This is a genomic window from Streptomyces sp. NBC_01237 (assembly GCF_035917275.1).
Classification (GTDB): domain Bacteria; phylum Actinomycetota; class Actinomycetes; order Streptomycetales; family Streptomycetaceae; genus Streptomyces.
Map to the genome: position 1 here is coordinate 214,993 of NZ_CP108510.1, position 25,701 is coordinate 240,693.

At 72.2% G+C, this 25,701-nt stretch carries 21 protein-coding genes; 6 read left to right on the plus strand and 15 right to left on the minus strand.

The features are described from left to right. Positions 1-123 precede the first annotated feature (123 nt). From OG251_RS44195 to OG251_RS44250, 12 genes are all read right to left on the minus strand, one after another. Positions 124-2,229 (minus strand): MMPL family transporter, encoded by a 2,106-nt coding sequence (locus OG251_RS44195; protein WP_326682952.1) that lies wholly within the window; start codon positions 2,227-2,229, stop codon positions 124-126. A 101-nt stretch (positions 2,230-2,330) separates the two neighbouring features. Beyond that, positions 2,331-3,113: an alpha/beta fold hydrolase gene (locus OG251_RS44200; RefSeq protein WP_326682953.1), complete on the minus strand. Its 783-nt coding sequence runs from the start codon at positions 3,111-3,113 to the stop codon at positions 2,331-2,333. A gap of 154 nt (positions 3,114-3,267) precedes the next feature. Beyond that, positions 3,268-4,587 (minus strand): acyltransferase family protein, encoded by a 1,320-nt coding sequence (locus OG251_RS44205; protein ID WP_326682954.1) that lies wholly within the window; start codon positions 4,585-4,587, stop codon positions 3,268-3,270. Positions 4,588-4,695: 108 nt separating this feature from the next. Next, positions 4,696-5,022 carry a hypothetical protein gene (locus tag OG251_RS44210; protein WP_326682955.1) on the minus strand — a complete coding sequence of 109 codons (327 nt, stop codon included), beginning with the start codon at positions 5,020-5,022 and terminating at the stop codon, positions 4,696-4,698. A gap of 49 nt (positions 5,023-5,071) precedes the next feature. Beyond that, positions 5,072-7,027, minus strand: a complete 1,956-nt coding sequence (locus OG251_RS44215; RefSeq protein WP_326682956.1) for an NAD(P)H-dependent oxidoreductase — start codon at positions 7,025-7,027, stop codon at positions 5,072-5,074. 3 nt (positions 7,028-7,030) lie between these two features. Continuing rightward, positions 7,031-8,455: a dihydroorotase gene (locus OG251_RS44220; protein WP_326682957.1), complete on the minus strand. Its 1,425-nt coding sequence runs from the start codon at positions 8,453-8,455 to the stop codon at positions 7,031-7,033. Continuing rightward, positions 8,443-9,546, minus strand: coding sequence for an acyl-CoA dehydrogenase family protein (locus OG251_RS44225; protein ID WP_326682958.1), 1,104 nt, complete (start codon positions 9,544-9,546; stop codon positions 8,443-8,445). Before OG251_RS44225 ends, OG251_RS44220 begins: the two co-directional genes overlap by 13 nt. Then, positions 9,543-10,607: a PrpF domain-containing protein gene (locus OG251_RS44230; protein ID WP_073721009.1), complete on the minus strand. Its 1,065-nt coding sequence runs from the start codon at positions 10,605-10,607 to the stop codon at positions 9,543-9,545. Before OG251_RS44230 ends, OG251_RS44225 begins: the two co-directional genes overlap by 4 nt. Beyond that, a complete protein-coding gene (gene asnB, locus OG251_RS44235) occupies positions 10,604-12,424 on the minus strand; it encodes an asparagine synthase (glutamine-hydrolyzing) (protein ID WP_326682959.1) in 1,821 nt (606 codons plus the stop codon). The genes OG251_RS44230 and asnB overlap by 4 nt, the downstream gene beginning before the upstream one ends. Positions 12,425-12,457: 33 nt before the next feature. Continuing rightward, positions 12,458-13,399 carry a PLP-dependent cysteine synthase family protein gene (locus OG251_RS44240; protein WP_326682960.1) on the minus strand — a complete coding sequence of 314 codons (942 nt, stop codon included), beginning with the start codon at positions 13,397-13,399 and terminating at the stop codon, positions 12,458-12,460. 34 nt (positions 13,400-13,433) lie between these two features. Then, positions 13,434-14,231, minus strand: a complete 798-nt coding sequence (locus OG251_RS44245) for an HpcH/HpaI aldolase family protein (RefSeq protein WP_326682961.1) — start codon at positions 14,229-14,231, stop codon at positions 13,434-13,436. Next, on the minus strand, positions 14,228-15,088 hold the full coding sequence (locus OG251_RS44250; RefSeq protein ID WP_326682962.1) for a TauD/TfdA dioxygenase family protein: 861 nt from the start codon (positions 15,086-15,088) through the stop codon (positions 14,228-14,230). Before OG251_RS44250 ends, OG251_RS44245 begins: the two co-directional genes overlap by 4 nt. A gap of 720 nt (positions 15,089-15,808) precedes the next feature. On the opposite strand from OG251_RS44250, the gene epsC reads away from it, so the two are divergent. Next, positions 15,809-16,411, plus strand: coding sequence for a serine O-acetyltransferase EpsC (epsC, locus tag OG251_RS44255; protein ID WP_326683031.1), 603 nt, complete (start codon positions 15,809-15,811; stop codon positions 16,409-16,411). Positions 16,412-16,443: 32 nt separating this feature from the next. Continuing rightward, entirely contained in the window at positions 16,444-17,397 is a 954-nt protein-coding gene (locus OG251_RS44260; protein ID WP_326682963.1) for a PLP-dependent cysteine synthase family protein, read from the plus strand. Here the strand turns inward: OG251_RS44260 and OG251_RS44265 are convergent. Then, positions 17,361-17,576: a hypothetical protein gene (locus OG251_RS44265; RefSeq protein ID WP_326682964.1), complete on the minus strand. Its 216-nt coding sequence runs from the start codon at positions 17,574-17,576 to the stop codon at positions 17,361-17,363. The two genes, OG251_RS44260 and OG251_RS44265, sit on opposite strands and share 37 nt — an antisense overlap. Before the next feature lie 97 nt (positions 17,577-17,673). On the opposite strand from OG251_RS44265, the gene OG251_RS44270 reads away from it, so the two are divergent. The 4 genes from OG251_RS44270 to OG251_RS44285 all read left to right on the plus strand — a co-directional run bounded on the left by OG251_RS44270 (position 17,674) and on the right by OG251_RS44285 (position 23,609). Continuing rightward, entirely contained in the window at positions 17,674-19,446 is a 1,773-nt protein-coding gene (locus OG251_RS44270) for a non-ribosomal peptide synthetase (protein ID WP_326682965.1), read from the plus strand. A 117-nt stretch (positions 19,447-19,563) separates the two neighbouring features. Next, positions 19,564-20,937: a condensation domain-containing protein gene (locus OG251_RS44275; RefSeq protein WP_326682966.1), complete on the plus strand. Its 1,374-nt coding sequence runs from the start codon at positions 19,564-19,566 to the stop codon at positions 20,935-20,937. A gap of 46 nt (positions 20,938-20,983) precedes the next feature. Next, a complete protein-coding gene (locus tag OG251_RS44280) occupies positions 20,984-22,225 on the plus strand; it encodes an acyl-CoA dehydrogenase family protein (protein ID WP_326682967.1) in 1,242 nt (413 codons plus the stop codon). A 139-nt stretch (positions 22,226-22,364) separates the two neighbouring features. Further along, a complete protein-coding gene (locus OG251_RS44285; protein WP_326682968.1) occupies positions 22,365-23,609 on the plus strand; it encodes a cytochrome P450 family protein in 1,245 nt (414 codons plus the stop codon). A gap of 209 nt (positions 23,610-23,818) precedes the next feature. Here OG251_RS44285 and OG251_RS44290 read toward each other — a convergent pair whose 3' ends face one another. Together OG251_RS44290 and OG251_RS44295 are read right to left on the minus strand one after the other, a co-directional pair. Continuing rightward, complete coding sequence (locus OG251_RS44290; RefSeq protein ID WP_326682969.1) at positions 23,819-25,168, minus strand: FAD-dependent oxidoreductase; 1,350 nt, start codon at positions 25,166-25,168, stop codon at positions 23,819-23,821. A 34-nt stretch (positions 25,169-25,202) separates the two neighbouring features. Then, positions 25,203-25,634 carry an SgcJ/EcaC family oxidoreductase gene (locus OG251_RS44295; protein WP_326682970.1) on the minus strand — a complete coding sequence of 144 codons (432 nt, stop codon included), beginning with the start codon at positions 25,632-25,634 and terminating at the stop codon, positions 25,203-25,205. Between the last annotated feature and the right edge of the window lie 67 nt (positions 25,635-25,701).

Genomic DNA, 25,701 nt, shown 5'->3' on the forward strand with positions numbered 1-25,701 from the left:
CAGCTCCGGAGACCGCCCATCTCCTGAAGTGCGCTGATTTCAGGGGCTGTTCACGACGGTGCGGCTGGGCCCTCCGGTTTCGGAGGACACAGCCGCACGGACGGACAGGAGTTCAGCCGGTGATCAGACGCTCTCCAGCTTGCGCTCACCGGTGTCGGTCTCGCTGCCGGTGCCGGACCCGCTGTCCGGGGCCGGACGTGCGGGCCACCAGAACCGGCGGGCCCCCAGGTCGAGGGCGAGCGCCGGGACCAGGATGGTGCGGACCAGGAACGTGTCGATCAGGACGCCGACGCCCACGATCACGCCCATCTGGGCCATGGACACCAACGGCAGTACGGCGAACACGGCGAACGTCGCCGCCAGGACGAGCCCGGCCGAGGTGATGACACCGCCGGTGCTGTTCAGACCGGCGATGACCCCCTGGGTGTGGCCGCGCAGTGCCGACTCCTCCTTCACCCGGTGCATCAGGAAGATGTTGTAGTCCACGCCGAGGGCCACCAGGAAGACGAAGCCGAGCAACGGGATCGACCAGTCCATCCCGGAGTAGCCCATGACGTGCTGGAACAGCAGGCTGGAGGCGCCGAACGCCGCGAAGTACGAGACGACGACGGTGGCCAGCAGCACCAGCGGTGCGACGAACGAGCGCAGCAGCCAGATCAGGACGAGCATGATGACGATCAGGACCGCGGGGACGACGACCCACAGGTCGCGTACGGTCGAGGTCTCCTTGTCGAGGGTCTGGGCCGCGGTGCCTCCCACGAGTGCGTCGGTGTTCGCCCGCAGCGCCTCGACGGCGTCCTTGGCGGCTTCGCTGTCCGGCGCGCCCTTGAGCACGACGGCCAGCTGGGTCAGGTCACCGTCCGGCGTCCGTGCGGCCACCGAGACGTCGACGACGCCCTCCGTCTTGCGTGCGGCCTCGGTCACGGCGTCCACCTCGGACGTCCTGGCGACGACATGGGCCGGGTCGGAGGCTCCGGAGGGGAAGTGCTTCGAGAGGGATTCCTGGGCGACCACCGATTCCGGCTTGTCCTGGAACCACTCCGACTGGGTGAGGCCCATGTTGACGCCGAAGGCGCTCACGGCGAGCACCACGGTGACGCCCAGCGACATCAGCCAGGAACGGCGCGGACGGCGGGCGACCGCGTTGCCCACTCGCTGCCAGGCCGAGTTGGCGCTGCGCTGGGGCGCGCCCTCCTTCGGTACCAGCGGCCAGAACACCCAGCGGCCCGCGATGACGAGCAGCGCCGGAAGGATCGTGACCATCGCGAGGAACCCGAAGATGATGCCGATGGCTCCGACCAGCCCCATCGAGCGGGAGGAGTTGATGTCGGCCAGTCCGAGGCATGCCAGGCCGATGGTGACGGTGCCCGCGGAGGCGAGAATCGCGGGGCCCGAGCGGCGCAGGGCGATCTGCATGGCCTCGTGCCGGTCCTCGTGCCGGTGCAGTTCCTCCCGGTAGCGGGCGATCAGCAGCAGGGCGTAGTCGGTGCCGACACCGAAGACCAGCACCATGAGGACGCCCGAACTCTGTGGGTCGACCTGGAGCCCTCCGTACTTGGCGAACAGGTAGGTGCCCGCCTGGGTGAGCACGGCGGCGAAGCCGACCGCGAGAACGGGGAACAGCCACAGGACCGGGCTGCGGTAGGTGAGCAGCAGCAGGATGATGACCACCAGAGCGGTGGCCATCATCAGGGTGCCGTCGAGGGTGTCGAAGACATTGAAGGCATCGGTCGTGGCACCGGCGGGGCCGCCGATCTCCGTGTCGATGCCGGGCGGGGCCTGCGCGGCCGCGACGGTGCGCAGCTCCTCGACCTTTCCGGCGAGGACTTCCTGGTCCTCACCGGACAGCGGGACGACGAGCATCAGTGCCTTGCCGTCCTTCGAGGCCACCGCGGGGTTGACCTTCTGGCCCTCCACGGCGATCTTCGCGAAGGCGGCACGGTCGGACTCGACCTTGGTCCGGACGGCGTCGGTCAAGGGCGCGTCACTGCTGTAGACGGCGACCGCCGCCATGAGGTCGTCGGTCCGGAACTTCTCCAGCTCGGTGTTGACCTGCGCGGACTCCGCACCGCGCGGCAGGAAGGCATTCGCGCTGGTGTCCTGGACCTCTGCCAGTTTTCCGGCCAGCGCGCCGAACGCCATGACAGCGATCACCCAGCCGGCGAGAACAATCCACTTGCCGCGTCGGCCGCCGGGCACAGCGGCGCTTCGCTCGAGCCAAGCTCGCATGGGGTACTCCTCTTCAGGATCAGGCATGGGGAGGGGTGCACGCAGCCGGTGCCCGTGGAAAGCACATCTCCACGGGCACCGGCCGAAGGCGTGCGTTCCTGTCAGTTCGCGAAGAAGTTCTTCAGCTCGGGAGCGAGGACGGCCGGTTCGACGGCGATGCCCTGGCCCGGCAGGGCGTGGCACGTGGCGTCGGGGACGGTTTCGGCGACAGCGTTCGCCGACTGCTGCAGCCACTGGTCGGCGTCGGCGCCGTGGACGATGAACGCCGGAGCCTTGACGGAGGCGAGCTCCTCGGCGGGCAGGGAGAAGTCGCCCATGATCGCGGTGTCGTAGGGCAGCGTGTGTGCCAGCGCCTCCAGACCGGACCAGAACGGGGCGTGGCGCATGCCCGCGACGGCCTCGGCCGGTGCCCCCATGCCGTTGACCATGAAGAACTCGACGGCGTCACCGCGGTTTTCGGCGCTGAGCTCGACCAGCTTCTCGGTGAGGTCCGCCGGCGGCTGCGGGCCGGCCCCGTTGATCATGTACGGCGGGTCGTAGACGGCGACCTTGGTGACGGCGAGACCGCTCGCGGTGGCCTTGAGCGCCAGGGCGCCGCCCGCGGACAGGCCGAACACCTTGGCGGAACCGCCGGCTTCGGTGATGAGAGCGGCGAGGTCCTCGATCTCCCGCTCGACCGCGTAGGTGTCGGCGTCACCGCTGTCGCCCCGGCCGCGGCGGTCGTAGTTGTAGACGGTGAAGTGCTGGGAGAGCTCCTCTGCCAGCTGCGTCATGGTCGGGTGCGAGCGCTCGCTGAACGAACCCCCGATGAGAATCAGCGATTCCCCGCTCCCGGTGCGGTCGTAGGCGATGGTCGTACCGTCGGCCGACTTGACAGTTTTCATGCTTCTCCTGGAATGAGCGGCTTCGTGGGGGTGCACGCAGTGGTGCCCAAACTCAGGCTCTCCCGCCGGGACCGGGAAGCGCATCTTCCAGATTGCTGTAACCGGTTGCGTCGCACACCGGACGGCGGAAGAGGCGCTTCCCGGGCCGGGTGCTCTACCGCGGACCTGCCAGGACGTGGGTGTCCTTCGCCGCCGGGTCGGTGGCCTCGCCCTGCGGAGCCGGTCGTGCCGGTGCCGGGTCCTTGCGCTGCGCCCACCTGCCGACGGCGTTCACGATGGGACGCTCGACGAGGTAGTGGCTGAGACTCGCCGCCAGGACGCTGCCGACGAGGACGGCGGTCATCAGCTCGGGGAAGCCGATCGTGCCGCGCAGCTGGTTCATCAGCGCGGGTTCGGTGCCGAAGACGCTGCCCGTCTCGAACCAGAAGTACATGACCGCGAAGTGCCAGAGGTAGATGCCGTAGGAGATGCGGCCGAGGTAGCGCACCACCGGGTTGCCCACGATGGCGTCGATGACCCGCGACTTGGCCTCGGGTATCGCCAGCGGCATGACGATCACGAAGGAGAACAGCAGGAGCAGGAAGTACTGGGTGATGGCGAGCCCCACGCCCTCGTAGTCCCCGTAGCCGGGACGGCCGAACGGCTGGGTGCAGTTGACCGCGTAGATGACGAGGCCGACTCCCCACAGCAGCAGCGGGTGGGCGGCGGCGAGACGGTAGAGGGAGGGCTTGTCGTCCGGCCGGAGCTCCGCGAGGACCTGGAGGATGGCCATGACCATACCGAGGACGAAGGCACCGCCCACGGCCAGCGGCCACCAGTACTGCTGCGGGTAGGGCCCCATCTCGGGACGGTGGATCCACCAGGTCCAGACGGCGGAGCCGATCGTGATGATCACCGGGGGGATCAGCATCCGGCGGGCCTTGCGGACCGGGTCGTCGGTGCCGCGGGCCAGCCAGTGCATGAGCGCGGCCAGCAGCGGGAGCGCGAGGTAGTACTGCATCTCGGCGGGCACGGTCCAGGCCGGGTCCATGCCGGCGATCCACGTGTAGTCGTAGACCTGGAGCATGAGGACCGGCCGCAGGACGTACCAGGGTCCGTCGATGGCGTTGTAGTTCAGCAGGAAGACGCAGACCAGTGCGACCAGGATGTAGGCGGGCCACAGCCGGGCCAGGCGCTTGGCGAAGAAGGGACCGATCTTCGGCCGGCGTGTGCCCGCCAGGGACCAGCGGGCGAACGGGCGGTAGAGCAGCAGGCCCGACAGGACGAAGAAGGGCCCCAGTGCCAGCGGACGCATTCCCGCCAGGAAGGTGGCCAGCGCCTCGTTGCCGGGCGGAGCGGTGTAGGCGCCCATGACCCCGGCGCTGAACGACGTGTGCACGGCCGCCACTCCGAGGGCACACAGCGCGCGGATGCCGTCGAGTCGGCCGACACGTTTGGTCCTTTGGGCCGACGCCGCGACCCCGTTGGCATTCACTACGGTGAGCTCCTCTGGATAGATGGCTCATTCAGGATGGGTCTGGCTCGTTTTAGAAGCCATCTTCTGAAGTGCTGTCTTCAGAAAGGGAGTTGATGTTGTGTGTGATCAGATTTCCTGGGTAGTGTGCGGGCGCACCTGAGGCGCGTCGGCGCCGAGCAGACCGGCCAGCACCGCAGGATCGAAGTTGACCGCGCTGCACCAGCGGCCCTCGCCGAGCTCGAACCACACGCGGCTGACGATCTCGCCCACCGGGTTCCCGCCCTCGATCACCTCGTCACCGAGGACCCACCCTTCGGCCGTGTACCGGGTGACCCCGTCGGGCAGCACGAGGTCGATGACGGGGCTGTCCAGGGAGGGGCCGGTACGGATGTTGGAATCGCGCCAGATGGTGCCGGGAACGAGCGGCTTGCGCTCGTGGGCGGGCCGGGTCATGTGCGTGCCTTCCGGGTACGGTTACGGGTACGGGAACGGGAACGGGTGGTCAGGCGGCGGCCGGAACCGCTTCGGGACGTGCGCCCGCCGAGCGGGCCGTCGCCAGCCACATCAGCTGACCGACCATCTGGTCGAGGCGTTCCTCGTCGGGCAGTGAGGGGGCCTCGTCGGCGGGCAGCGGTGCGGGGGCCTGCGACACCGCGACCCCCACCGGAGTGGGCCAGGCGCGCAGCGCGTGCGCGATGGTCCGCAGTGCGGCCAGCGTGCTCGCCGCGCCCTGCGCCCCGGCTCCGACGGCGACCGTGCCGATCGCCCGCCCTTCGAGGTAGGGCAGCGGACCGCCGATGTCGTTGACGAAGTCGAGGGCGTTCTTGAGCAGGCCGGAGACGGAGGCGTGGTACGTGGGCGAGATCAGCACCACCCCGTCGGCCCGGCGGAGTTCGGCCAGCAGGTCCGAGGCACCCCGATGCGTCTCGGCGAGGCCCGGCCGGTAGGCGGGGAAGTCGATGTCGGCGCCGGTGAAGACCCGGGTGGTCGCGCCCCGGCCCTCGCACCGCAGCGCGCACCACTGGGCGACCCGGTCACAGACCGAACCCTCCCTGAGCGAGCCGCCGATCAGGACGATGTGCGCTCCGGCCCCGACTCCCGCTCCCGGCCCGGCCTCCTCGGCTTCTGCTCCGGCTCCCGCTCCCGCTCCCGGCCCGGCTCCGGCTTCTGCTCCCGGCCCGGCTCCGGCTTCTGCTCCTGCTCCGGTCTCGGCTCCGGTCCCTCCTCCCGCGCCCGTCCCCGCGTCTGCTCCTTTCGGCGCGGCAGCCGGGGGGAGCGCGTCCAGCGCCGGCCGGGGCCGCCATCCGACGATGTCCACGGACCCCTGGTCCTTGCGCCCGGCGGACCGCATCCGGGCGTTGCGCCGTTCCACGCCCGCCCGGTCCGCGCCCTGGTCCACTCCGCCCTGGCGGCGGGACTCCAGGACGACGGCGGCGGCGCGGCCGACGCGTTCGTGCGCGTAGAGGGCGAGCGCGTCGGTCACCGAGGAGGTGGCTTCCATGGCCTGTCCGAGGACGACCGCGTCCTCCAGCGCCGTGTTGGCCCCCTGGCCGAGCGCCGGGACCATGGCGTGGGCGGCATCGCCCAGCAGCGCCACCGGTCCGTCCACCCAGCGGGGCGCCGGATCACGGTCGTGGATGTCGGTGACGACGAGGTCACCCGGCTCGGCGTCGCGCACCAGGTCGACGACCGGCCCGTACCACCCCTCGATGGCGTCCACCAGCGCCTTCCGTGCGCCGTCCGGTCCCCGTGCGGGCCAGACTCCGGGCGGGGCGGTGATCTTGGCCGCCCAGTAGAGGGTGTCGTCATCGACGGGGGCGATGAAGAACTGGATGCCGAGCCCGCTGACGACATGGCCGCGCCCGCCGAGGGCCGAGCCGCGGGTACGTCCCCGTACCGAGGTGTAACCGCGGTACTGGAGCGGTTCGTCGCCCAGCATCCGCCGGCGCACCGCGGAGCGGATGCCGTCGGCGGCGATCAGCGCCTCGTAGTCCTGCGTGGTGCCGTCGGAGAGGTGCACCGACACGGAGTCCGTGTGCCGGGTGTAGTCCGTGACCGTGGTGGCCAGTTGCACGGAGGCGCCTGCCGAGAGCGCCTCGTCCAGGAGTACGCGGTGCAGTGCCGACCGCAGGACCGGGATCTGCGGGGCGCCCAGCCGCTCCCCCGTCGCGCCGATGGGCTCCTCGGCGAGTACGGTTCCGTCGGCGTCCATGAGCAGCCGGACCTCGTCCGGGGCGGTGACATGGCCGGCCGCCCGGATCTGCGCGGCCAGAGTGCCGCCCAGCGCCTCGGCGGCCCGCACCCCGTTGGGGTAGAGCACCAGGCCGGAGCCGTTGACACCGATCCGCTCGGCCCGCTCGATGACGGTGACGTCGTTGCCCCGGGAGGCCAGGGCGATCGCGGCGGCCAGCCCACCGATGCCCCCGCCCGCGACGGCCAGGGTGCGGTGCTGCGTCATGGTTCAGCTCTCCGTCCCGGCCGGGACGGCCGTGTCCGTGGGCGCGGCGGCATCGGCCGCCGCCAGCAGTCGTCCGTCGTGTCCGCCGAACGAGCCGTCGGCGGCGTTCCACACGGTCCGGCCCGCCCGCAGCGTGCGTTCGACGCGTCCGGTGAAGGTCCAGCCCTCGTAGGCCGACCAGCCGCACTTGCTCTGCACGTCGTGCGCGGAGAACATCCAGGGGGTGTCCGGCGCGAAGATCACCAGGTCCGCGTCGGCTCCCGCCTCCAGACGCCCCTTGCCCGGCAGCCGGAACAGTTCGGCGGGGACCTGCGCGAGGTGGCGCACCAGGCGGGCGACGGCCGCGTCCGGGTCCTCCTCCGGCCGGCGCCTGCGCATCCCGGTCCAGACGGCGACCGCGAGTTCCTGCACGCCCGGCAGCCCGGGGGGCGACTGGGCCACGCTGCGGGTCTTCTCCTCGACGGTGTGCGGTGCGTGGTCGCTGCCGACCGTGGAGACCTGGCCGGACAACAGCGCGTGCCACAGCCGCCGCTGGTCCGACTCCCCGCGGATCGACGGGGACAGCCGGGTACGGGCGCCCAGGCGCCGGGTGTCGGCGTCGGTGAAGGACAGATGGTGCCCCGTCACCTCGAAGGTGACCGGATGGCCCGCGGCGCGTGCCGCGCAGACGAGGTCGGCCTCCTCCGCGCTGGAGAGGTGCAGGATGTGGGCGTCCGTGCCGTACCGGCGCACCAGCTCGATGATCCTCGCCACGGCGACGATGCCGCCGGTGCGCGGGCGTCGGGCCTCGTACTCCCGATAGCTGCCGGGCTCGCCCCACCAGGCGTCCAGCAGTTCGAACAGCCCGTCGTCCTCGGCGTGCAGGACGAGCCGGACGCCTCCCTCGGCCGCCGCGGCGAACGCCTTCTCCAACTGGACGGGGTCCCGGACCACGGTGGGCGCCGTGTGGTGGCCGGCCATGAAGATCTTGGCGCTGGTGGCGATGGACGGGTCGAGCCGGGACAGCAGTTCGGGGCGGGCCGGGTCGAGACCGATGTGGAACCGGTAGTCCACCAGGCTGTGCCCGTCGACGAGCCGGGCCTTGGCGAGCACGGCCTCGGGCGCGAGCGTGGGCGGCACCGTGTTCGGCATGTCGATCACGGTGGTGACACCGCCGCGCACCGCGGCCCGGCTCGCGTGCCGCCAGTCCTCCTTGTGGGTCAGTCCGGGGGTGCGGAAGTGCACATGGGAGTCGATGAGTCCGGGCAGGACGTAGTGGTCCCCCGCGTCGAGCCGCGGCACACCCGCGGGCGCGGTGTCGGTGTCGTCGATCGCGGTGATCCTGCCGCCGGCGATGGAGACATGGCCCGCCCGCACCCCCTGGGGGGTCACGAGCCGGCGTCCGCCGACGACGAGGTCGGGCACGGCGGCCGGGTTCAGTCCTGCCATGACGCGGCCACCAGCTCCCGGCACAGATCGTTGGTGGGCCCCATCAGCGCGATGGCACGGGCGTCGGCGAGTAGCCTGCCGATCCCGGCGTCGGACAGGAACCCCGCGGAACCCAGCATCCGGGCGACGTCGAGGCAGATCTCCTCCGCGGCGACCGAGGCGTGCAGTTTGCTGTGCAGGGTGGTCAGACCCGGGTCGGCCGAGATCCGCGCCCCCGCCCGTCCGACGATGCCGCGGGCCGTCTCCAGCCGGGTCGCCAGATCGGCCAGGTGGTGCCGGACCGAGGGCAGCTCCAGCAGCCCGCGCCGACGGGCGTGGGCGAGGCCGAGGTCGAACGCCGCCTGGGCCGTTCCGACGGCCACCGCGCCGAGCGAGGCCCCGCTCTCCCGCACGCCCGCGATGATCCCGGCCGCCTTGCCCACCGGCCCGAGCCGGTCGCCGTCGTCCACCACGCAGTGGTCGAGGCCGATCAGACCGGTAGCGGAGCCCCGCATGCCGGCCAGGTCGAGGCCGAGGTCGGGCAGCAGGCCGGGGTTGTCGGCGGACACCAGGAAGAAGGTCTGCCCCGCCGCCCCGTACGCGGCCCGCGGCCCTGTCGTGTCCGGGCCGGTGCGCACCAGCACCAGATAGAGGTCGGCGACCCCGGCGCCGGTGGTGAAGGTCTTGGAGCCGTGCAGTTCCCATCGGCCGTCGGCACGGGGCTCCCCGGTGCTGGACAGCTTCTGCTTGGCGGCTCCGGCCCCGTTCTCGCTCCACGCGGAGGCCGCGAGCAGGGAGCCGTCGGCGAGCCTGGGCAGCCAGCGCTCCCGCTGGCCGGGGGTGCCCCATTCCGCGATGCGGGCACTGACGGCGAAGTGCTGGAAGGCGATGATCGCGACGGAGGGATTGGCCTCGGCGATCTGTTCCACCACGTGGTTGACGGCCGAGGCGTCGCCGCCCCCGCCCCCGTACCCGGCGGGCACCGCCGTGCCCAGCAGACCGCTGGAGCGCAGCGCCGCCAGGGCCTCCCGGTCCGGTTCCCCCGCCCGGCCGGTCCGCTCCGCCGACTCCTTGAGCAGGGCGTGGAGTTCTGGTGTGGGCTGCGTTCTCATGCCGCCACCGACAGCGCCAGGCATTGGGCGACCTCCTCGAATTGCAGATGGCTCAGGGGGGCCAGGACGAACGACCCCTGGAAGGTGACGCGTTTGCGGGCGACGCTCGCCCAGAGCAGGGCTCCGCTGTTCCCGGCCGCGTCGGGGGCGGACGTGACGGCCGTCACCGTGGTGCGGCCGCCGGGCGTCTCGATGTCCGTCAGCCCCTGCTCGTCCGCGCCGTTCTCGCGGGCGAGGAGCCAGGGGACGGTCTGCGGGATGCGTACGGCGATGCCCAGGCAGACCGCGCCGGTCAGGGCGATCGTCGGGTGCCAGCGGGGCACGGTGACCGCGCGCGCGGCGATGCCGCCGCCGGGGTCGGGCACGATCGCCGCGATCTTGGGGAACGCCCCGCCGCGGGGCCAGCCGAGCCGGTCGGCCGCCGCCACCCTGATCCGTTCGAGCCGGTCCAGCAGGTCGTCCCCGGCGGCGAACAGCGCGGCCGGTGACGGCACTTCGAGGGTCCTGGCGTCGACGAAGGCGTACGCGTTGGCGCTCGTGACGAGGGAGACCTCCTGCGGGCCGCCGTCGAGGTCGAGCACGGTACGGGTCTCCCCGGTGGGCAGCAGGTCCGCGAAGGGCACCGGCCCCGGCTGGACGAACGCGACGGAGAACTGGACCTCGTCGCGCTCGACCCGGTCGACCTCGCACACCACGCTGTCGCCGTTGTTGAGGACCCGCACCCGTATCCGCGCACCCGGCAGCAGACGGGGCAGCATCCCGCAACGGCCCGCGGCGACGACGGCGGAGAGCACCGAGTGGCCGCAGGAGCCCCGCAGGTCGAACCGGTCGTCGCCGCCGGGCAGTGCCTGGACGAACCGGTAGTCGAGGTCGAACATCGGGTGCGCGGACGGCTCGACGAGCGCGATCTTGAGTACATGGGCGCCGCCGGCCGACGCGAGGAAGCGCCGCGCCTCCGTCAGATGTCCCAGCAGCGCCGCCTCCTCACGGGGCAGGCGGGCCGCGTCCAGCACGAAGGTGGGGCAGGGGCTGCCCACCGCGTAGGCCAGGTGCCCGATCATGCCGCCACCGCCAGGGGCACCGGTCCGGCCGAGCGGCTCGGCCCGCGCTGGAACTGCTCGATCCACACCTCGTGCACGAGCAGGGCCCACAGGGCCAGGGACGTCGTGTCGCCCGGCCGGTCGGCCTGCGCGGCGAACAGGGCGTCCACGGCCCCGGCATCGAGTCGCCCGTCGGCGGCGAGGCGGCGTGGCTCCAGCAGGTCGCGGGCGTACTCCCACAGGGCCGCGCCGGGGGTGAGCATCGCCGTGATCGGCAGGGTGAAGGGCTGCTTGGGGCGGGTCAGCACACTGGTGGGGAGCAGCCCCCGCGCCGCGGCGTACAGGGTCTTCTTGACCCGGCCGTCCTCGATCCGCATCCGGTCGGGCAGGGCCCGGCCGAGCGCCACGATCTCCCGCTGGCAGAACGGCAGTCGGGCCTCGATGGAGGCGGCCATGCTGAGGTGGTCGACGCGGCGCAGATGGTACGAGGGCAGCCGGTGGCCGAGCTCGAACCGGGTGATGCGGTCGAGGACCGTACCGGGGCCGTGCAGCAGGTCCTCGTACGCCTCGGCGGGCAGGGGAGGTATCCCGTCGACATGCGCACGGTAGTCGTCGGTGTAGAGGGAGGCGCGCAGAGCGGCCGGGGCGGCCGACAGGGCGTCGAGGTAGGCCGGGGCCCAGTCGCCGCCGGTCCCGGCCGTCTCGGCGGCCTGCCGCATCCTGCCGTAGCCGCCGAACACCTCGTCGGCCGCGTCACCGGTCAGCGCGACCGTGAATCCCGCCTTCCGCACCGCGGTGAACAGGGCCAGGGTGCTCAGCGCGATCGGATCGGCGTTCGGCTGGCCCAGGTGCCAGACCGTGTCGTCGAGCAGTGCCGGGAAGTCCTCCGGGTCGATCTCGACCTGGTGGTGCACGGCCCGTGCCCGTGCGGCGGCCTCCCGGGCGAAGTGCCGCTCGTCGAACGGCCAGTCGCCCCGGTAGGCGATGTTGAAGGAGTGGACCGGGCGGTGTTCGGCGGCCAGCGCGGTGACCAGGCTGGAGTCGAGTCCGCCGGAGGTGATCAGGGCGACGGGCACATCGGCCACGAGCAGCCGCCCGACCTCCTCGCGGAGCGTGTCGCGCAGCCGCACCGCGGCGGCTTCGGCGTCGTGGGGCACCGGCCGCGCCGGGGCGGCCGTACGCCGCCGGTAGCGGACCGTCCCGCCCAGGTCGCAGACCAGGGTGGTGCCCGGCGCCAGTACGTCGATGTCCTCGAACATGGTCGTGTCCCCGAAGGGGACGCGGGTGGCCAGGTAGGCGTCCAGGGCGGCTTCCCGGATGCGCCCGGAGACCGCGGCGAACCCGAGCAGGGCGGGGATCTCCGAGGAGAAGTGCAGGGAGCGGGCGGCCGGATCCCAGCGGTAGTACAGCGGTTTCATGCCGATGTGGTCGGTGGCCAGCAGCAGCCGGGGCACCGGGCCGCGCAGATCGGTGAGGGCGATGGAGTACATGCCGTCGAGGTGATCGGTGAACGCGTCCCCGTACTCCAGGTAGAGGGCGGGGATGACGGCCCCGTCGCACCGGTCCGCGAAGACGTGACCGCGGTCCCTGAGCCGGGCCCGCAGCTCGTCGTGGTTGTAGATCTCACCGTTGAAGACCACCTGGACATGGGGGCCCGCCCGGTAGGGCTGCTGTCCGCCGTCGAGATCGACGACGGCGAGCCGGTTGCTGCCCAGTCCCCAGTCGGGGGCGAGAGCGGCACCGGTCGCGTCCGGACCGCCGTGGCGTTGGAGCGCGGCGACGGTGCGCATCTCGTGCGGCGTCGCAGCCGCGTTGAAGTAGCCATGGATACGGCACATGTATGCCTGTTCTCCTGTGAGGCGGCGGCGGGTTCAGCCGCTCGCGGCCGACAGATAGCGCTCCCCGCTGTCGGGGAAGACCGTGACCACGGTCGCCCCGGCCCAGCGCGGGTGGGCGGTGACGCTCCGGCTCGCCCAGGCGGCGGCCCCAGAGGAGAAGCCGACCGGCAGACCGGTGGTGCGGACGATCTCGACGACCGTGGCGGCGGCCGCCTCGTCCGGTACGGCGACGACCTCGTCGACGAGCGAGAGGTCGGTGATGTCGGAGACGTAGCCCGCGCCGATGCCGGGGATGCCGTGGGGGCCCGGCTCGCCGCCGGACATCACGGCGGAGCGGGCGGGTTCGACGGCCACCACGTGGACGCTGCCCCGCTCCTTGAGGTACCGGGCGGTGCCCGAGAGGGTTCCGCCGGTGCCCACCCCGCAGACCAGGACGTCGACGTCGCCGCCGGTGGCCTCCCAGATCTCCGGGCCGGTGCTCTCGTAGTGGGCCCGCACATTGGCGGGGTTCTGGTCCTGGTGCGGCACCCATGAGCCGGGCAGGGTGCGCTGCATCTCCTCGGCGTGCAGCCAGGCGGCGGGCAGCCCGTCCTCGGCGGGGACCAGGACGACCTCGGCGCCCAGTTCCCGCAGGATCAGACGGCGTTCCACGCTGGCGTTGTCCGGCATGACGATGATGCAGCGGTGACCCCGCCGGGCGCACAGCGCCGCGAACGAGATCCCGGTGCTGCCGGAGGAACACTCGATGAGCGTGCCCCCGGCGGGCGGCAGTTGGCCCGACTCCTCGGCGGCCAGCACCATGGCGAGCGCGGCGCGGTCCTTGACGCTGGAGAGCGGGTTGAGCATCTCCAGTTTGGCCAGCAGCCGCACCGAAGCGGCGAGGCCCGGCAGCGCGACCTCCAGCAGAGGCGTGCCACCGATCAGTTCGTCGATCGAACGGGCGGGCCGCTGGATCGTCCGTGTCGTCCCTGTCATCACTGCTCCCCCAACGTTGTCATGACTTCCCGGCTCACGCCGCGGTGCGTACGGAGGCCGCCGCGAGGTGGCCGGCCGCGATCTCCTGCAGATGCGTGATGTCGCTGGAGACGGTGGCGAAGGTGAAGCCCTCGGTGAGCCGCCGGGCCGCGCTCGCCCCGTCGAGGCAGTGGATGCCACAGGCGATCCCGGCCCGTTCCGCGGCGGCGGTGACCTTCTTCAGCGCGGCCTCCAGGTCCTCGGTGACACCGGGGTCGCCGAAGTGGGTCGCGCCGAGTGCCAGGGAGAGGTCGGCGGGCCCCACGTAGACGGCGTCCAGGCCGGGAGTGGCGCAGATGGCGTCGAGGTTCTCCAGCGCGCCGGCCGTCTCGACCATGACGATGCACGCGATCTGGTCGTCGATCTCGGCCGGGACGCCGCCCAGCCGGAGTTCGGCGCGGACCGGCCCGGCGATGCTGCGGGTTCCGGCCGGCCAGTGCCGGCAGGCGCGGGCGGCGTCCAGGGCCTCCCGCGCGGTGCTGACCATGGGCACGATGACGCCCCGGGCGCCGGTGTCCAGCGCGGTGCCGATGGCGATGGGGTCGGGTGCGGGCACCCGGATGACCCCCGCGGAGCGGCCTCGGGAGTCGACGGCGAGCATGGCCGACTGCCAGCCGGGCTGGTGCAGCACGCCGTGCTGGCCGTCCACCCCGACGTAGTCGTAGCCCAGGCCCGCGATCCGCTCCGTGCCGACCGGGTTGTCGCAGGCGATCCAGTAACCCACCAGGCGTTCGCGGGAGCGGAGCCGGGCGGCGAACTCGGCAGGGGGCCGGTGGGTGCCCGTCCCGGTCATTCGCCCTCCTCGATGACGTACCCGGTCTTGCCGTCGAGCCCGCGGGTCGCCTCGCCGGTGATGGACACCCGGTGCAGGATCCGCTGGTGACGGTCGTAGTCGTTGACCGCGTAGTGCTGGGTGCAGCGGTTGTCGAAGATCAGGACGTCGCCGGGGCGCCAGGACCAGCGCGCCGTGTTCTCGGGGCGCCGCACGGCGGCCTGGAGGACGTCCAGGAGCGGACGGGACTGGCGTACGTCCATGCCGACCAGGCGCTGGGCGAAACCGCCCAGGAAGAGGCTGGGTTCACCCGATTCGGGGTGGACGCGCACCACCGGGTGGGCGGCCTCGAAGCGGCGGGAGAGGAAGGCGGCGCGGACCTTCTCGCCGCGTTCGGTGCCCAGCCGGGGCTGTTCGGCGTGATTGGTGTGGACGGCCCACAGCCGGTCGGCGACCTCGCGCAGCTCGGCGGGCAGATCGCGGTAGCCGGCCGCGCCGTTGGCCACGAGGGTGTCGCCGCCGTACGGCGGGAGCACGACGCTGCGCAGCGTCGTGCCGAGCGAGGGGGCGGCCGTGAAGCTGATGTCGGTGTGCCAGTGGTCGGCCCGCTGGTCCTCGCCGTCGACCGGGATGACCTGCGGGTCGCCGTCGACGGTGCGCATCATCGGATGCTTCTGCGTCAGGGGGCCGAAACGGGCGGCGAAGGCCAGCTGATCGGCGTCGGTGATGTCCTGGTCACGGAAGAACAGGACCTTGTGATCAAGAAAGGCGTCATGTATCTGGCGGAATACCGAATCGGATATCTCCGAACTCAGATCGACCCCTGTGACCTGAGCTCCGATTCTTCCACCGATTTTGCGTACATCGAATGCGGACACAGGATTTTCCTTCCGCGTGAAACTGAGGGATACCGGGCCGCTTCCGCCGGAATACTCACGGACAGCACAGGAAGGGCACCGTGTGAAGCACGCAGAAGAACCGACTCTGCGATGGCCCGCTGAGCGAACCACGGGGAAAGCGGACGCGGCAACCTTCAGGTTGAACGGCGCAACTACTTCACCAACTCGGGTGCCGTCGCGATGACACCGACTTCCGAAAGTAGCGCCACCGTCGGCTGATTCCTTGTCCTCTGCACCCCGCAGGTGAAAACTCCCGGGTAAAGGGCCGTGCCAGGTCCGCCGCACCGCGCTCCGCGGCGCCGTGCCCCTGCCCTTCCGGCCCGAAGCGGCCCGGAGCGGCCCGCGGTCCGAAGACTCTCTGGAGGCTGCGGTGCATGCGATCGGCTTCTTCCAGGTGCTGCTCGTCGGCGGCGCCGACGGGCAGGGCGACCCGAACGTGCCGCGGGAGCCGACGGGACGGCGGACCGACCGCGGCTCGACGCCGACCGCGCACCTTACCCGCCGGCGAAGGAACCCGCGGGCGTCTGACCCCGCGGCCGTCTGACCCCGCAGTCGTCCGACCCCGCGGCCGTACCCACCGCGGCCGCGAGGAGCCCCCCAGGGGCGTTGCGCCCGGATCGCCCCGCGAGCCCCGGCGCGGTCCGAACGGAAAGCCCCAGCACCGTGCCGTATCCCACCGCACCCCTGGAGCCGATGGTCATGCCCGAGAAGAGCGGACTGCTGCACATTCTGCGCGAGGACCTGAACGTGATCGTCGAACGCGATCCGTCCATCCGTTCCCGACTGGAGGGCCTGTGGCACCCGGCGCTGCCGGCCCTGTGGACCCACCGGGTGGCGCACCGGCTGTACCGGCGCGGCCACCGCATGAGCAGCCGGATCGTGGCCTACTTCGCCCGCAGCCGTACCGGGGTGGAGATCCATCCGGGAGCCGTCATCGGCAGGCGGGTCTTCATCGACCACGGTGCCGCCGTCGTGATCGGCGAGACCGCCGTCGTCGGGGACGACGTCACCATTTTCCACCAGGTGACCCTCGGCGCGCTCGGCTGGTGGACCGACAACTCCCTGGCGCCGGGCACCCGGCGCCACCCCGTGATCGGTGACCGGGTCGTCCTCGGCGCCAACGCGACCGTGCTGGGTCCGGTCACGATCGGCGACGACGCGCTCATCGGCGCCATGGCCACGGTGACCCGGGACGTCTGCTCCGGGGCACGGGTGTACCCGCCGCCCTCCGTGATCCGGGAACCGCACGACCCCGCCGCCCCGGACCCGGTGCGGCTGCTCGCCTCGGCCGGCTCGTGGTAGCACGGCCGCAGGCTTCGCAGAAAGCCGCGCAGATGAGCCTGACCGTCACACGACGCCGCGTCGTCGTCGACCACCTGTACGACCTCATAGGCAACACGCCACTGCTGCGCCTCAGTCTTCCCGGCATCGATCCGACGGTGGAGGTACTGGCGAAGCTGGAGTCGCACAACCCCTACGCCAGCAGCAAGGACCGGGCCGCCCTGTACATGCTGCGCGCCGCCGCCGAGCGCGGTGATCTGAAGCCGGGCGGCACCGTGGTGGAATCCACCTCGGGCAACACCGGCATCGCCCTGGCCGCGATGGCGGCCACCGGCGGATACCGCTGCACCGTGGTCCTGCCCGACAGCACCACCCCCGAGCGGGTGGGCCTGCTGCGGGCCCTCGGCGCCGAAGTCGTGCAGACGCCGAGTGCCGAGGGCTTCGCCGGCGCCATCGCCAAGGCGGAGGAGATCCAGGAGACGACACCCGGCTCCTGGTACAGCCGTCAGCACGAGAACCCCGACAACATCCGCGCCCACTACGAGACGACGGGCCCGGAGATCTGGAACGACACCGACGGCAAGGTCGACTTCCTGGTCGTCGGCGTCGGCACCGGCGGCACCCTGACCGGTACCGGGCGCTACCTCAAGGAGCGCAACCCCGCGCTCACCGTCGTCGCCGTCGAACCGGAGAACTCGCCCGTCCTGTCGCAGGGGTACGGCGGCCAGCACCGCATCCCCGGCCTCAACGGCGGTGTCGTCCTGCCCACCACCGACGTCAGCCTCATCGACGAGGTGCTCACCTGCCCCGACGGAGCCGCGCTGGAGACCGCCCGCCGGCTGGCGCGCGAACAGGGCGTCTTCGCCGGGCTCTCCTCGGGCGCCGCCGTCCACGGCGCGCTGCTCGTCGCCCGTCGGCCGTCGAGCGCCGGACGCACCATCGTCACCGTGCTTCCCGACACCGGGGAGCGCTACATCAGCATCTGGAACGAGAAGTACGCCGCATGACCACGCTCGTCCCGCACCGCGGCCCCCGGCGGCTTCCTGGTGGCCTCCCTCGTCGTGGGCGAGGACCGGGCGCGGTGCGAGGCCCGTATCCGGGCGGCGGAGTCCTGGTTCCGGGCAAGGCCGGTGACGGGCTGACGGCCCGTCGCGGCGGCACGGCAATCCAGGAGATGCAGGGCCACGGCGCGGTCTGTGAACGTGGCGCCATACCCGAGAGTGCGCCGTGCCGGGGCGACATCGCCCGCGGACACGGATACGGCTGAGCGGATTGGACGGACGATGGCCTTCAGCGATTCCGAGGACACCGCCTCGGTGCAGCGGCGCTTCGCCGCACAGGTGGCACGGGTGCCCGATGCCGTGGCCCTGTCCGGACGGGACGGGTCCCTCACCTACCGGGAGCTCGACCGCCGCGCGAACCGGCTCGCCCACCGGCTGCTCGCCCTCGGGGTGCGACCCGAGGAACCGGTCGCGGTCCTGATGGAACGCTCCGTGGACCTGGTCGTCTCCCTGCTCGCCGTGGTCAAGGCGGGCGGCTGCTACCTGCCCCTGCACAGCGCCCACCCGGTGGAGCTGATGCGGCGGATCGTGAACCGCGCCGGGAGCCCGCTGATCCTGACCGACGCCGTGATGCGGGGCCGGGCCGGTGTGCTCGGCGGCCGTCTGCTGGAACCGGCCGCCGACCCGGACCTGGCCACGCTGCCCGACCACGCCCCCGGCGTCGCCTCGGGCGGCGACGACGTCGTCTACGTCATCCACACCTCCGGATCGACCGGCGAGCCCAAGGGCGTCGCCGTGACGCACCGCGGCGTGCTGGGCCTGGCCGCCGACTCCTGCTGGGACGGCGAGGGCCACCGGCGGATCCTGTCCGTGGCCCCTTACGCGTTCGGGGTGTCGACCTACGAACTGTGGGTGCCGCTGCTGCGCGGCGGCCACCTGGTGCTGGCACCGCCCGGCGAGCTGGACCTGGGTACGCTGCGCCGGCTGTTCACCGAGGAGCGGATCAGTGCCGTACACCTGACGGCGGGCCTGTTCCGGGTGTTCGCCGAAGAGGCCCCGGAGAGTTTCGCGACACTGTCCGAGGTCCTCACCGGCGGCGACGTGATCGCGCCGACGGCGGTGCGGCGGGTCCTCGAAGCCTGCCCGGGGCTGGTCGTACGGGCCATGTACGGCGCGACCGAGGTGTCCTCGTTCGCCGCGCACGCGGCGCTGGCCTCCGTGGACGACTGCCGCGCGGGTGTGCCGGTGGGACGTCCGATGGACACCGTCGACGCCCGGCTGCTGGACGACCGGCTCGCCGAGGTGCCCGACGGCGAGGTCGGCGAGCTGCACATCGCGGGCGAGCGGCTGGCCGCCGGGTACTTCCGCAGCCCCGGACTGACCGCCGAACACTTCGTCACCGGCCCGGACGGCGAGCGGATGTACCGCACCGGCGACCTGATGCGGCGTGGCGCGGGCGGTCTGCTGGAGTTCGCCGGGCGCTCCGGGGACCAGGTCAAGATCCGCGGCTACCGGGTGGAGCCGGCCGAGGTCGAGCACGCGCTCGGGCAACTGCCCGGTGTGGCGCACGCGGCGGTCGTGGTCCGTGAACCGCAGCCCGGTGACAAGCGGCTCGCCGCGTACGTGGTGCCGCGCGGCAGCGGCCCCGGGGACCTGCGCACCGCGCTGGGCGGCCTGCTGCCCGACTACGCGGTACCGGACACGTTCGTGGAGCTCGCGGCCCTGCCACTGACGCCCAACGGCAAGCTGGACCGGGCGGCGCTGCCCGAGCCCGCCGCGCCCGCGCCCGCGGCCACCACCGCCACCGCCCCCGTCGGCGAACGCCAGAGCGTGCTGTGCGTGCTGGTCGCCCGGGTGCTCGGGGTGCCGGAGATCGGCCCGGACGACAGCTTCTTCGACCTGGGCGGGCAGTCGCTCCAGGCGATGCGGCTGGTCGCCCGCATCCAGGCCGAGTTCGGCGCCGAACTGACGGTCGGCGATGTCTTCAACAACCCCACGGTGGCCGAGCTCGACAGCTACCTCACCGACCTGGCCGCGACCGGAGCCGCGGCGTGACCGGCAGCCCCCGCCGGTCCGACGCCCGCTGATCCCGTTTCGCGCCTCCCCACCACCGCACGGTCCATCCCGGTCGGCATTCCGGACCGGTCATCGCAGGAGAAAGGACTGGTCCACGTGACCATCACCCAGGCGTCACCGGAGACGGCCGAGTCGGGCCGCCGCATCCCGTTGTCGTTCAACCAGGAGTTCCTGCGCGGCTTCGACAAGGGCGAGACCGACGGCGCGTTCGGACACCGGCACACCCTCGTGTGCGGCTGGCGGGTGACCGGCGCACTGGACACCGACGCGCTGGCCCAGGCGCTGAACGACGTCGTGGAACGCCACGAGGTGCTGCGCACCTCGATCCACGGCGACGAGTCGGGCAGTCACCAGACCGTCCACCCCGCCACGCCCGCCGAACTGCGGGTGGTGGACCTGGCGGACGACGGCCGCCCGCGCGACGAGCGTGCCGAGGCGTTCCTCAACGAGCTGGACGCCACCCCCTTCAGCGTCGCCGTCCTGCCGCACCTGCGGGCCGAGTTCGGCCGCTTCGACGCCACCGACGGTGTGCTGGTCCTGGTCACCCACCACACCGCGACCGACGCCTGGTCGGTGCAGCTGCTGATGCGCGACCTGGCCGCCGCCTACACGGACCGGGCCGCGGGCCGGGCACCGGCGGCCGAGCCGGCCCACCAGTACCAGGAGTTCGCCCGGTGGCAGCAGGAGAGCGCGGGCAGCCCGCGCACGGAACGCGAGCGGGCGTACTGGAGCGAGCGGCTGGCGGGGGCCGAGATCACCGGCATCACCACCGACCGCCCCCGCGAGGACGTGCCCGCCGCCTACGGTGTGCACCGCTTCGTCTTCGACGCCGAGCTGTCCACGTCCGTCACCCAGTACGCGAAGGCCACCCGCAGCACCCCGTTCATGGTCCTCGCGGCGGCCTACAGCCTGCTGCTGCGCGGCCTGACCGGCACCACGGACGTCGTCTTCCCGACCTTCTCCTCAGGACGTTACGAGGAGCGGTTCGCCGAATCGGTGGGCCCGTTCTTCAACTTCGTGCCCATCCGCATCGACACCACCGGCTCCGCCACCTACGGCGCGGTGCTGGAGCAGGCGCGCGCCGCCTGCCTGGGCGCCTACCAGCACGAGATCCCGTTCGCGCACGTCGCGCAGGACAGCCCGGGACTGCTCGCCCCGTTCGCCGACGGCTTCCTGGCCGTCGTCGCCTTCGAGGTGCTCCAGTCGCCGTTCGCCGCGGAGGACGGCGCGGGCGACGGCCCGCGGTTCGCCGAGATCCGCCGTCGCGTCCTGTCCCAGAGCGTCAGCTCCGCCATCCCGGACGGCGGTCTGTGGGCCATGGACGTGCTGCCGGACGGCACCCTGGCCGGCAGCCTCAAGTTCGACAACAACCGGTTCGACGAGGCCACCGCCGTCGCGCTCGTGGAGCGGTTCCGCGCCCTGCTCCACACGCTGGCGACGGCTCCGGACACCGCCGTCGACGCGGGCTGAGCCCGCACCGCCCGCGCCCACCGAGACGTAAAGGGACCGATCCACGATGACGACGACTCTGCCCGGCACCTTCGCAGCCGGCCCCGTGTCACCTCCGGAACCCGACCTCACCCCGGACGAGCTGGTCGCCCGCGCCGAGGCCCTGGCCGCGACGCTCGTCGAGCGGCAGGCGGAGACCGAGGAGCGCGGCCACTACGCCGAGGACACCCACCAGGCCTTCTCCCGGGCCGGTTTCTACCGCATCCTCGTCCCCCGGCGTTACGGGGGCTACGAGTTCGGCCCCGAGACGTTCGTCAGGGTCGCGACCGCCCTGGCCCGCGGCTGCCCGTCGACGGGCTGGATGTATCTGTTCGGGGCCGCCCACGCGCTGGTGGCGGGTGCGGTGTTCGACGAGCGGACGCAGGACGAGCTGTTCGCCGGCGGTGAGTTCATCTGCCCGGCGACCGTGGCCCCCACGGGATCGGCCGAGCCGGACGGCGAGGGCGGCTGGGTGCTGAACGGCACCTGGAACTACTGCTCGGGAGCGCCGTACGCCACCCACTTCATCGGCCACACCCTGATCCCCCAGGGGGAGGGGCAGCCGCCCGCGCCGCTGCTGTTCGTCGTCGACCGCGGCCAGTTCGAACGGCTCGACGACTGGGGCGACCAGCTGGGCCTGCGCGGCAGCGGCTCGCACAGCCTGCGCATCGAGAACGCCCGCGTCCCGGCCCACCGGGCCCTCGTCGGACACCTCAGCCAGCTGCCCGTCACCGACGAGCTGCCCGGCCGGGTCCTGCACGGAGGTGCGTACGGCGGCGGCCCGCTCAGCTTCATGCTGCTCGAACTCGGCGTCCTCGCCGTGGGCATGGCCAAGGGCGCCCTGGACGCGTACGAGCAGCTGATGCGCGACCGCACCACGTCCTTCTTCCCGATCGTGCCGCGCACCGAGGACCCCGACTACCAGTTCCGCTACGGCGAGGCCACCGGGCTCATCGCGGCCGCGGAGGCGGCCGTGCTGCACGCGGTCGGGCAGTGGCAGGAGCTGTGCCACCGCGAGGCGGCGGCCTTCACCCGGGAGGCGGAACTGCGTCTGGCCCTGGTCAGCCGCGAAGCCGTACGGCTGTGCTGGCGAGCGGTGGAGAGTCAGCTGTTCCCCACGGCCGGTTCCAGTTCGGTCCGGCACGGCGAGCGGATCGAGCGGGTGTGGCGCGACCTGTCGATGCTCCACAGCCACGCCGGCAACGGCATCTTCCTCGCCACCCACGCCAACCGCGAGCTGTCGCAGGCCCACTTCGGCCCGCTCGGCTGATCCCGGCACGCCACCTCCGTACCGCCCCCGTACCTCCCCGTACCGCCGCCCGGCCCGTATCGCCCCCGCACCTCCTCGTACCGCTCCGTACCGCCGCCCGCCCCGCCGCCCCAGGCCAGAAGAGAAACCGGACACTCCCATGGAGCAACGCTGCCCGTTCGCCCTCGACACCACCGGCCGGGACATCCACGGCGAGGCCGCCGCCCTGCGCGAGCAGGGCCCGGCCACCCGGGTGGAACTGCCGGGCGGAGTGGTCGCCTGGTCCCTCAACAGCCACGACGTCATCAAGAAGGTGCTCACCGATCCGCGGGTCACCAAGAGCGCGCGGTCCCACTGGCCGGCCTTCGTCAACGGAGAGATACCGCCGGACTGGGAGCTGATCAGCTGGGTGGCCATGGACAACATGGTCACCGCCCACGGCAGGAACCACGTACGGCTGCGCAAGCTGGTCGGCAAGGCGTTCACGCCGCGCCGCACCGCCGCCTTCCGGCCGCGCGTCGAGGAGCTGACCAAGCAGCTCCTGGACGCCCTGGAGACGGCCGGGCCCGACGAGGTGGTGGACCTGCGGGAGCGGTTCGCCTACCCGCTGCCGGCCCGGCTCGTCGCCGACCTGATCGGTATGGAGGAGGAGGCCCGCGCGAAGACCGCCAAGGTGATCGACGCGATGGTCGACACCACGGTCACCCCCGAGCAGGCGCAGGCGGTGCTGGCCGGCTGGCGCGGGGCGATGGCCGACCTCATCGCCGACAAGCGGCGCGAGCCCGGCGAGGACATCACCAGTGACCTGGTCGCCGCGCGGGACGAGGACGGCACCGCGCTGTCGGAGGAGGAGCTCGCCGACACCATCTTCGCCATCCTCGGCGCCGGTTCGGAGACCACGATCAACTTCTTCGACAACGCCATCACCGCCCTGCTCAGCGATCCCGCACAACTGGAGCTGATCCGTTCCGGCCGGGCCACCTGGGACGACGTCATCGACGAGACGCTGCGCGTCGAGTCGCCGCTGGCGCACCTGCCCCTGCGTTACGCGGCCGAGGACATCGAGCTCGACGGGGTCACCATCCCCAAGGGCGACCCGATCCTGGTCAACTACAGCGCCGTGGGCCGCGATCCGGAGCTCCACCCGGACAGCCCCGGCACCTTCGACCTGACCCGGTCCGACAAGTCGCACCTGTCCTTCGGGGTGGGCCCGCACTACTGCCTGGGGGCCGGTATCGCCCGCCTGGTCGCCACGACGGGTCTCTCCCAGCTGTTCGAGCGGTTCCCGGACCTGTCGCTGGCCGTGGACAGCGGTGAACTGCAGCCGCTGCCGACGTTCATCATGAACGGTCACCGCAGCCTCCCGGTCCGTCTGACGGCCCCGGTCCCGGCGGCCGCCGGCTGACACCGCGTCCCGCCCGCGCGCCGAAGGGCCGCCCCGGCCGGGGCGGCCCTTCGGCGTTCCCGCCGCCGCCCGCACCGCCGCACACCACCGGGACACGGACGACGGCACAACACCCCGCACAGCACGACAGCACAGCACGACGGCACAGCACGACGGCACAGCACGACGCCCGGCCGGAATTCCGGCCGGGCGTCGTGGGTGGACGGGGGTCAGGCGGCCACGGACTGCTTCCCGCGGCGTGAGCCCTTGAGCACGCGGTACATCATGCGCGGGCTCATCAGTGCCTGCGGCGACTCGACGAGGCCCGCCACCCGCATGAAGGTGCCGGTGATGCGGCCGTCGTGGACCGCCGCCGCCTGAAGCCGCGCCATGTACGCACCGCCCGTGCGCACCTTGGCGTTCCGTACGCCCTCGACCTCGGGGTAACCGAGGTCCCCTCCCGCGGAGAAGTCCCACGGGACGTCGATGACACCGGAGATGTCGCGCTGGAACTCCAGGGGCTGCGGCGACAGACCGCGCGCCAGGTGGCCGTCGAGCACCTTGGCCTCCATCGCGGCGACCGTCATGCCCTGCCCGTAGACCGGGTTGAAGCTGCACGCCGCGTCGCCCATCACCAGCAGCCCGGCGGGCAGGCTCCGCAGCCGCTCGTAGTGGCGCCGCACGCTCGCCGGATAGCGGAAGGTCGAGCCGTCCCCGACGGGTTCGGCGTCCTGGAGGACGTCGTAGATGTCGGAGACCGGAAGCGTCTTGGTCCAGGCGAGGTATCCCTCCAGGTCGGCGGGCGCACTGTCGCCCAGCACCCCGGTCAGTGAGACCGCGATGAGCCCGTCCTCGATGCGGGAGAGGAACGCCCCGCGCCGGTGGCTGGGCGAGGAGACGGGGTTGATGGACAGGTCGCCGTTGAGCACGCCGAGGTCCGGCAACCGGAAGAGGCGCGTGGTGTAGCTGAGGTCGATCTTGATGCGCTGCTCCTCGGGGCGCTCGAACCCGAGTTCCTCCAGCCACAGCGGTGTGCGCGAGCCCCGGCCGCTGGTGTCCACGACGAGCCCGGCTTCGAGGACCTGCTCCGGCTCGCCGGGCTGCTGGCTCTGGACCCGGGCCCCGGTGACGGTGGTCCTCGCGTCGTCCGTGACGAGCCCGACGATGTCGTGCCGGTCGAGGAACGTCACGTTCTCCAGCGCGGCGACCCGCGCCCGTACCCGGCCCTCCAGCACCGGGCGGGTGGCGGAGACGCACACCAGCCCGGTGGTGGCGGGGCTGAGCCGGCGGCCGTTGAAGTACCAGCGCAGCTCTCCGAGGTCACCCGTCGGAATGCCGGCCGCGACGGCCTCTTCGGTGAATCCGGGGAAGAACTCGTCGAGTATCTGCTGTCCGCGGGCGAGCAGGCCGTGCACGTGGCGGCCCTGGGGCACACCCCGGCGCGCCTCGGCGCCCGGCGACAGGTCGTCGCGGTCCACGACGACGACCTCGCGGAACCTGTCGGCAAGCACCCGGGCGGCCAGCAGACCGGCCATGCTGCCGCCGAGTACCACCGCGCGGCCTGCTTTCGTGTCGGCCATCGCCGCCACCTCCTTGGGAATGAGTACGGAGCCGTCAGGCGGCGTGGAGGGGAGTGTTCTGGTACGCGGCGAGGTGCCAGGCGCCGCCGCGCTTGACCACGACCCAGGAGCCGTGGACGGCGCGCTCGGGGCTCGGTTCGGTCTGTCCCGGGGCGAGGATGCCGCCGCGGGTGATGAGGATGCCGGACTCCGCGTCGGCGAAGCGGATGTCCACGGGGGTGCCGGTGACCCGGGTGCCCTTGAGGGGGCCGGTGAACGCCTCGGTCATGAAGGCGGCGATGGCCTCCTGGCCCTGCTGGAAGACGCCGGGCAGGATCATCGTGCCGTCGGGGGTGAAGACCTCGGCGAACGCCTGGGCGTCGTGCGCGGCCCAGGCGGCGACGACTCGGCCGGGCACGGCCGCGACGGCGGCCTTGTCCTCGTCGGAGATCTCGATGGCGGGCGCGTCGGTGGTCTGAGCAGTCATTCCGGTGGGCTCCTCGGTCTCGTCGAAATGCGGTCCCGCCGAAGTGCGGTCCCGCACGTGCGGGCTG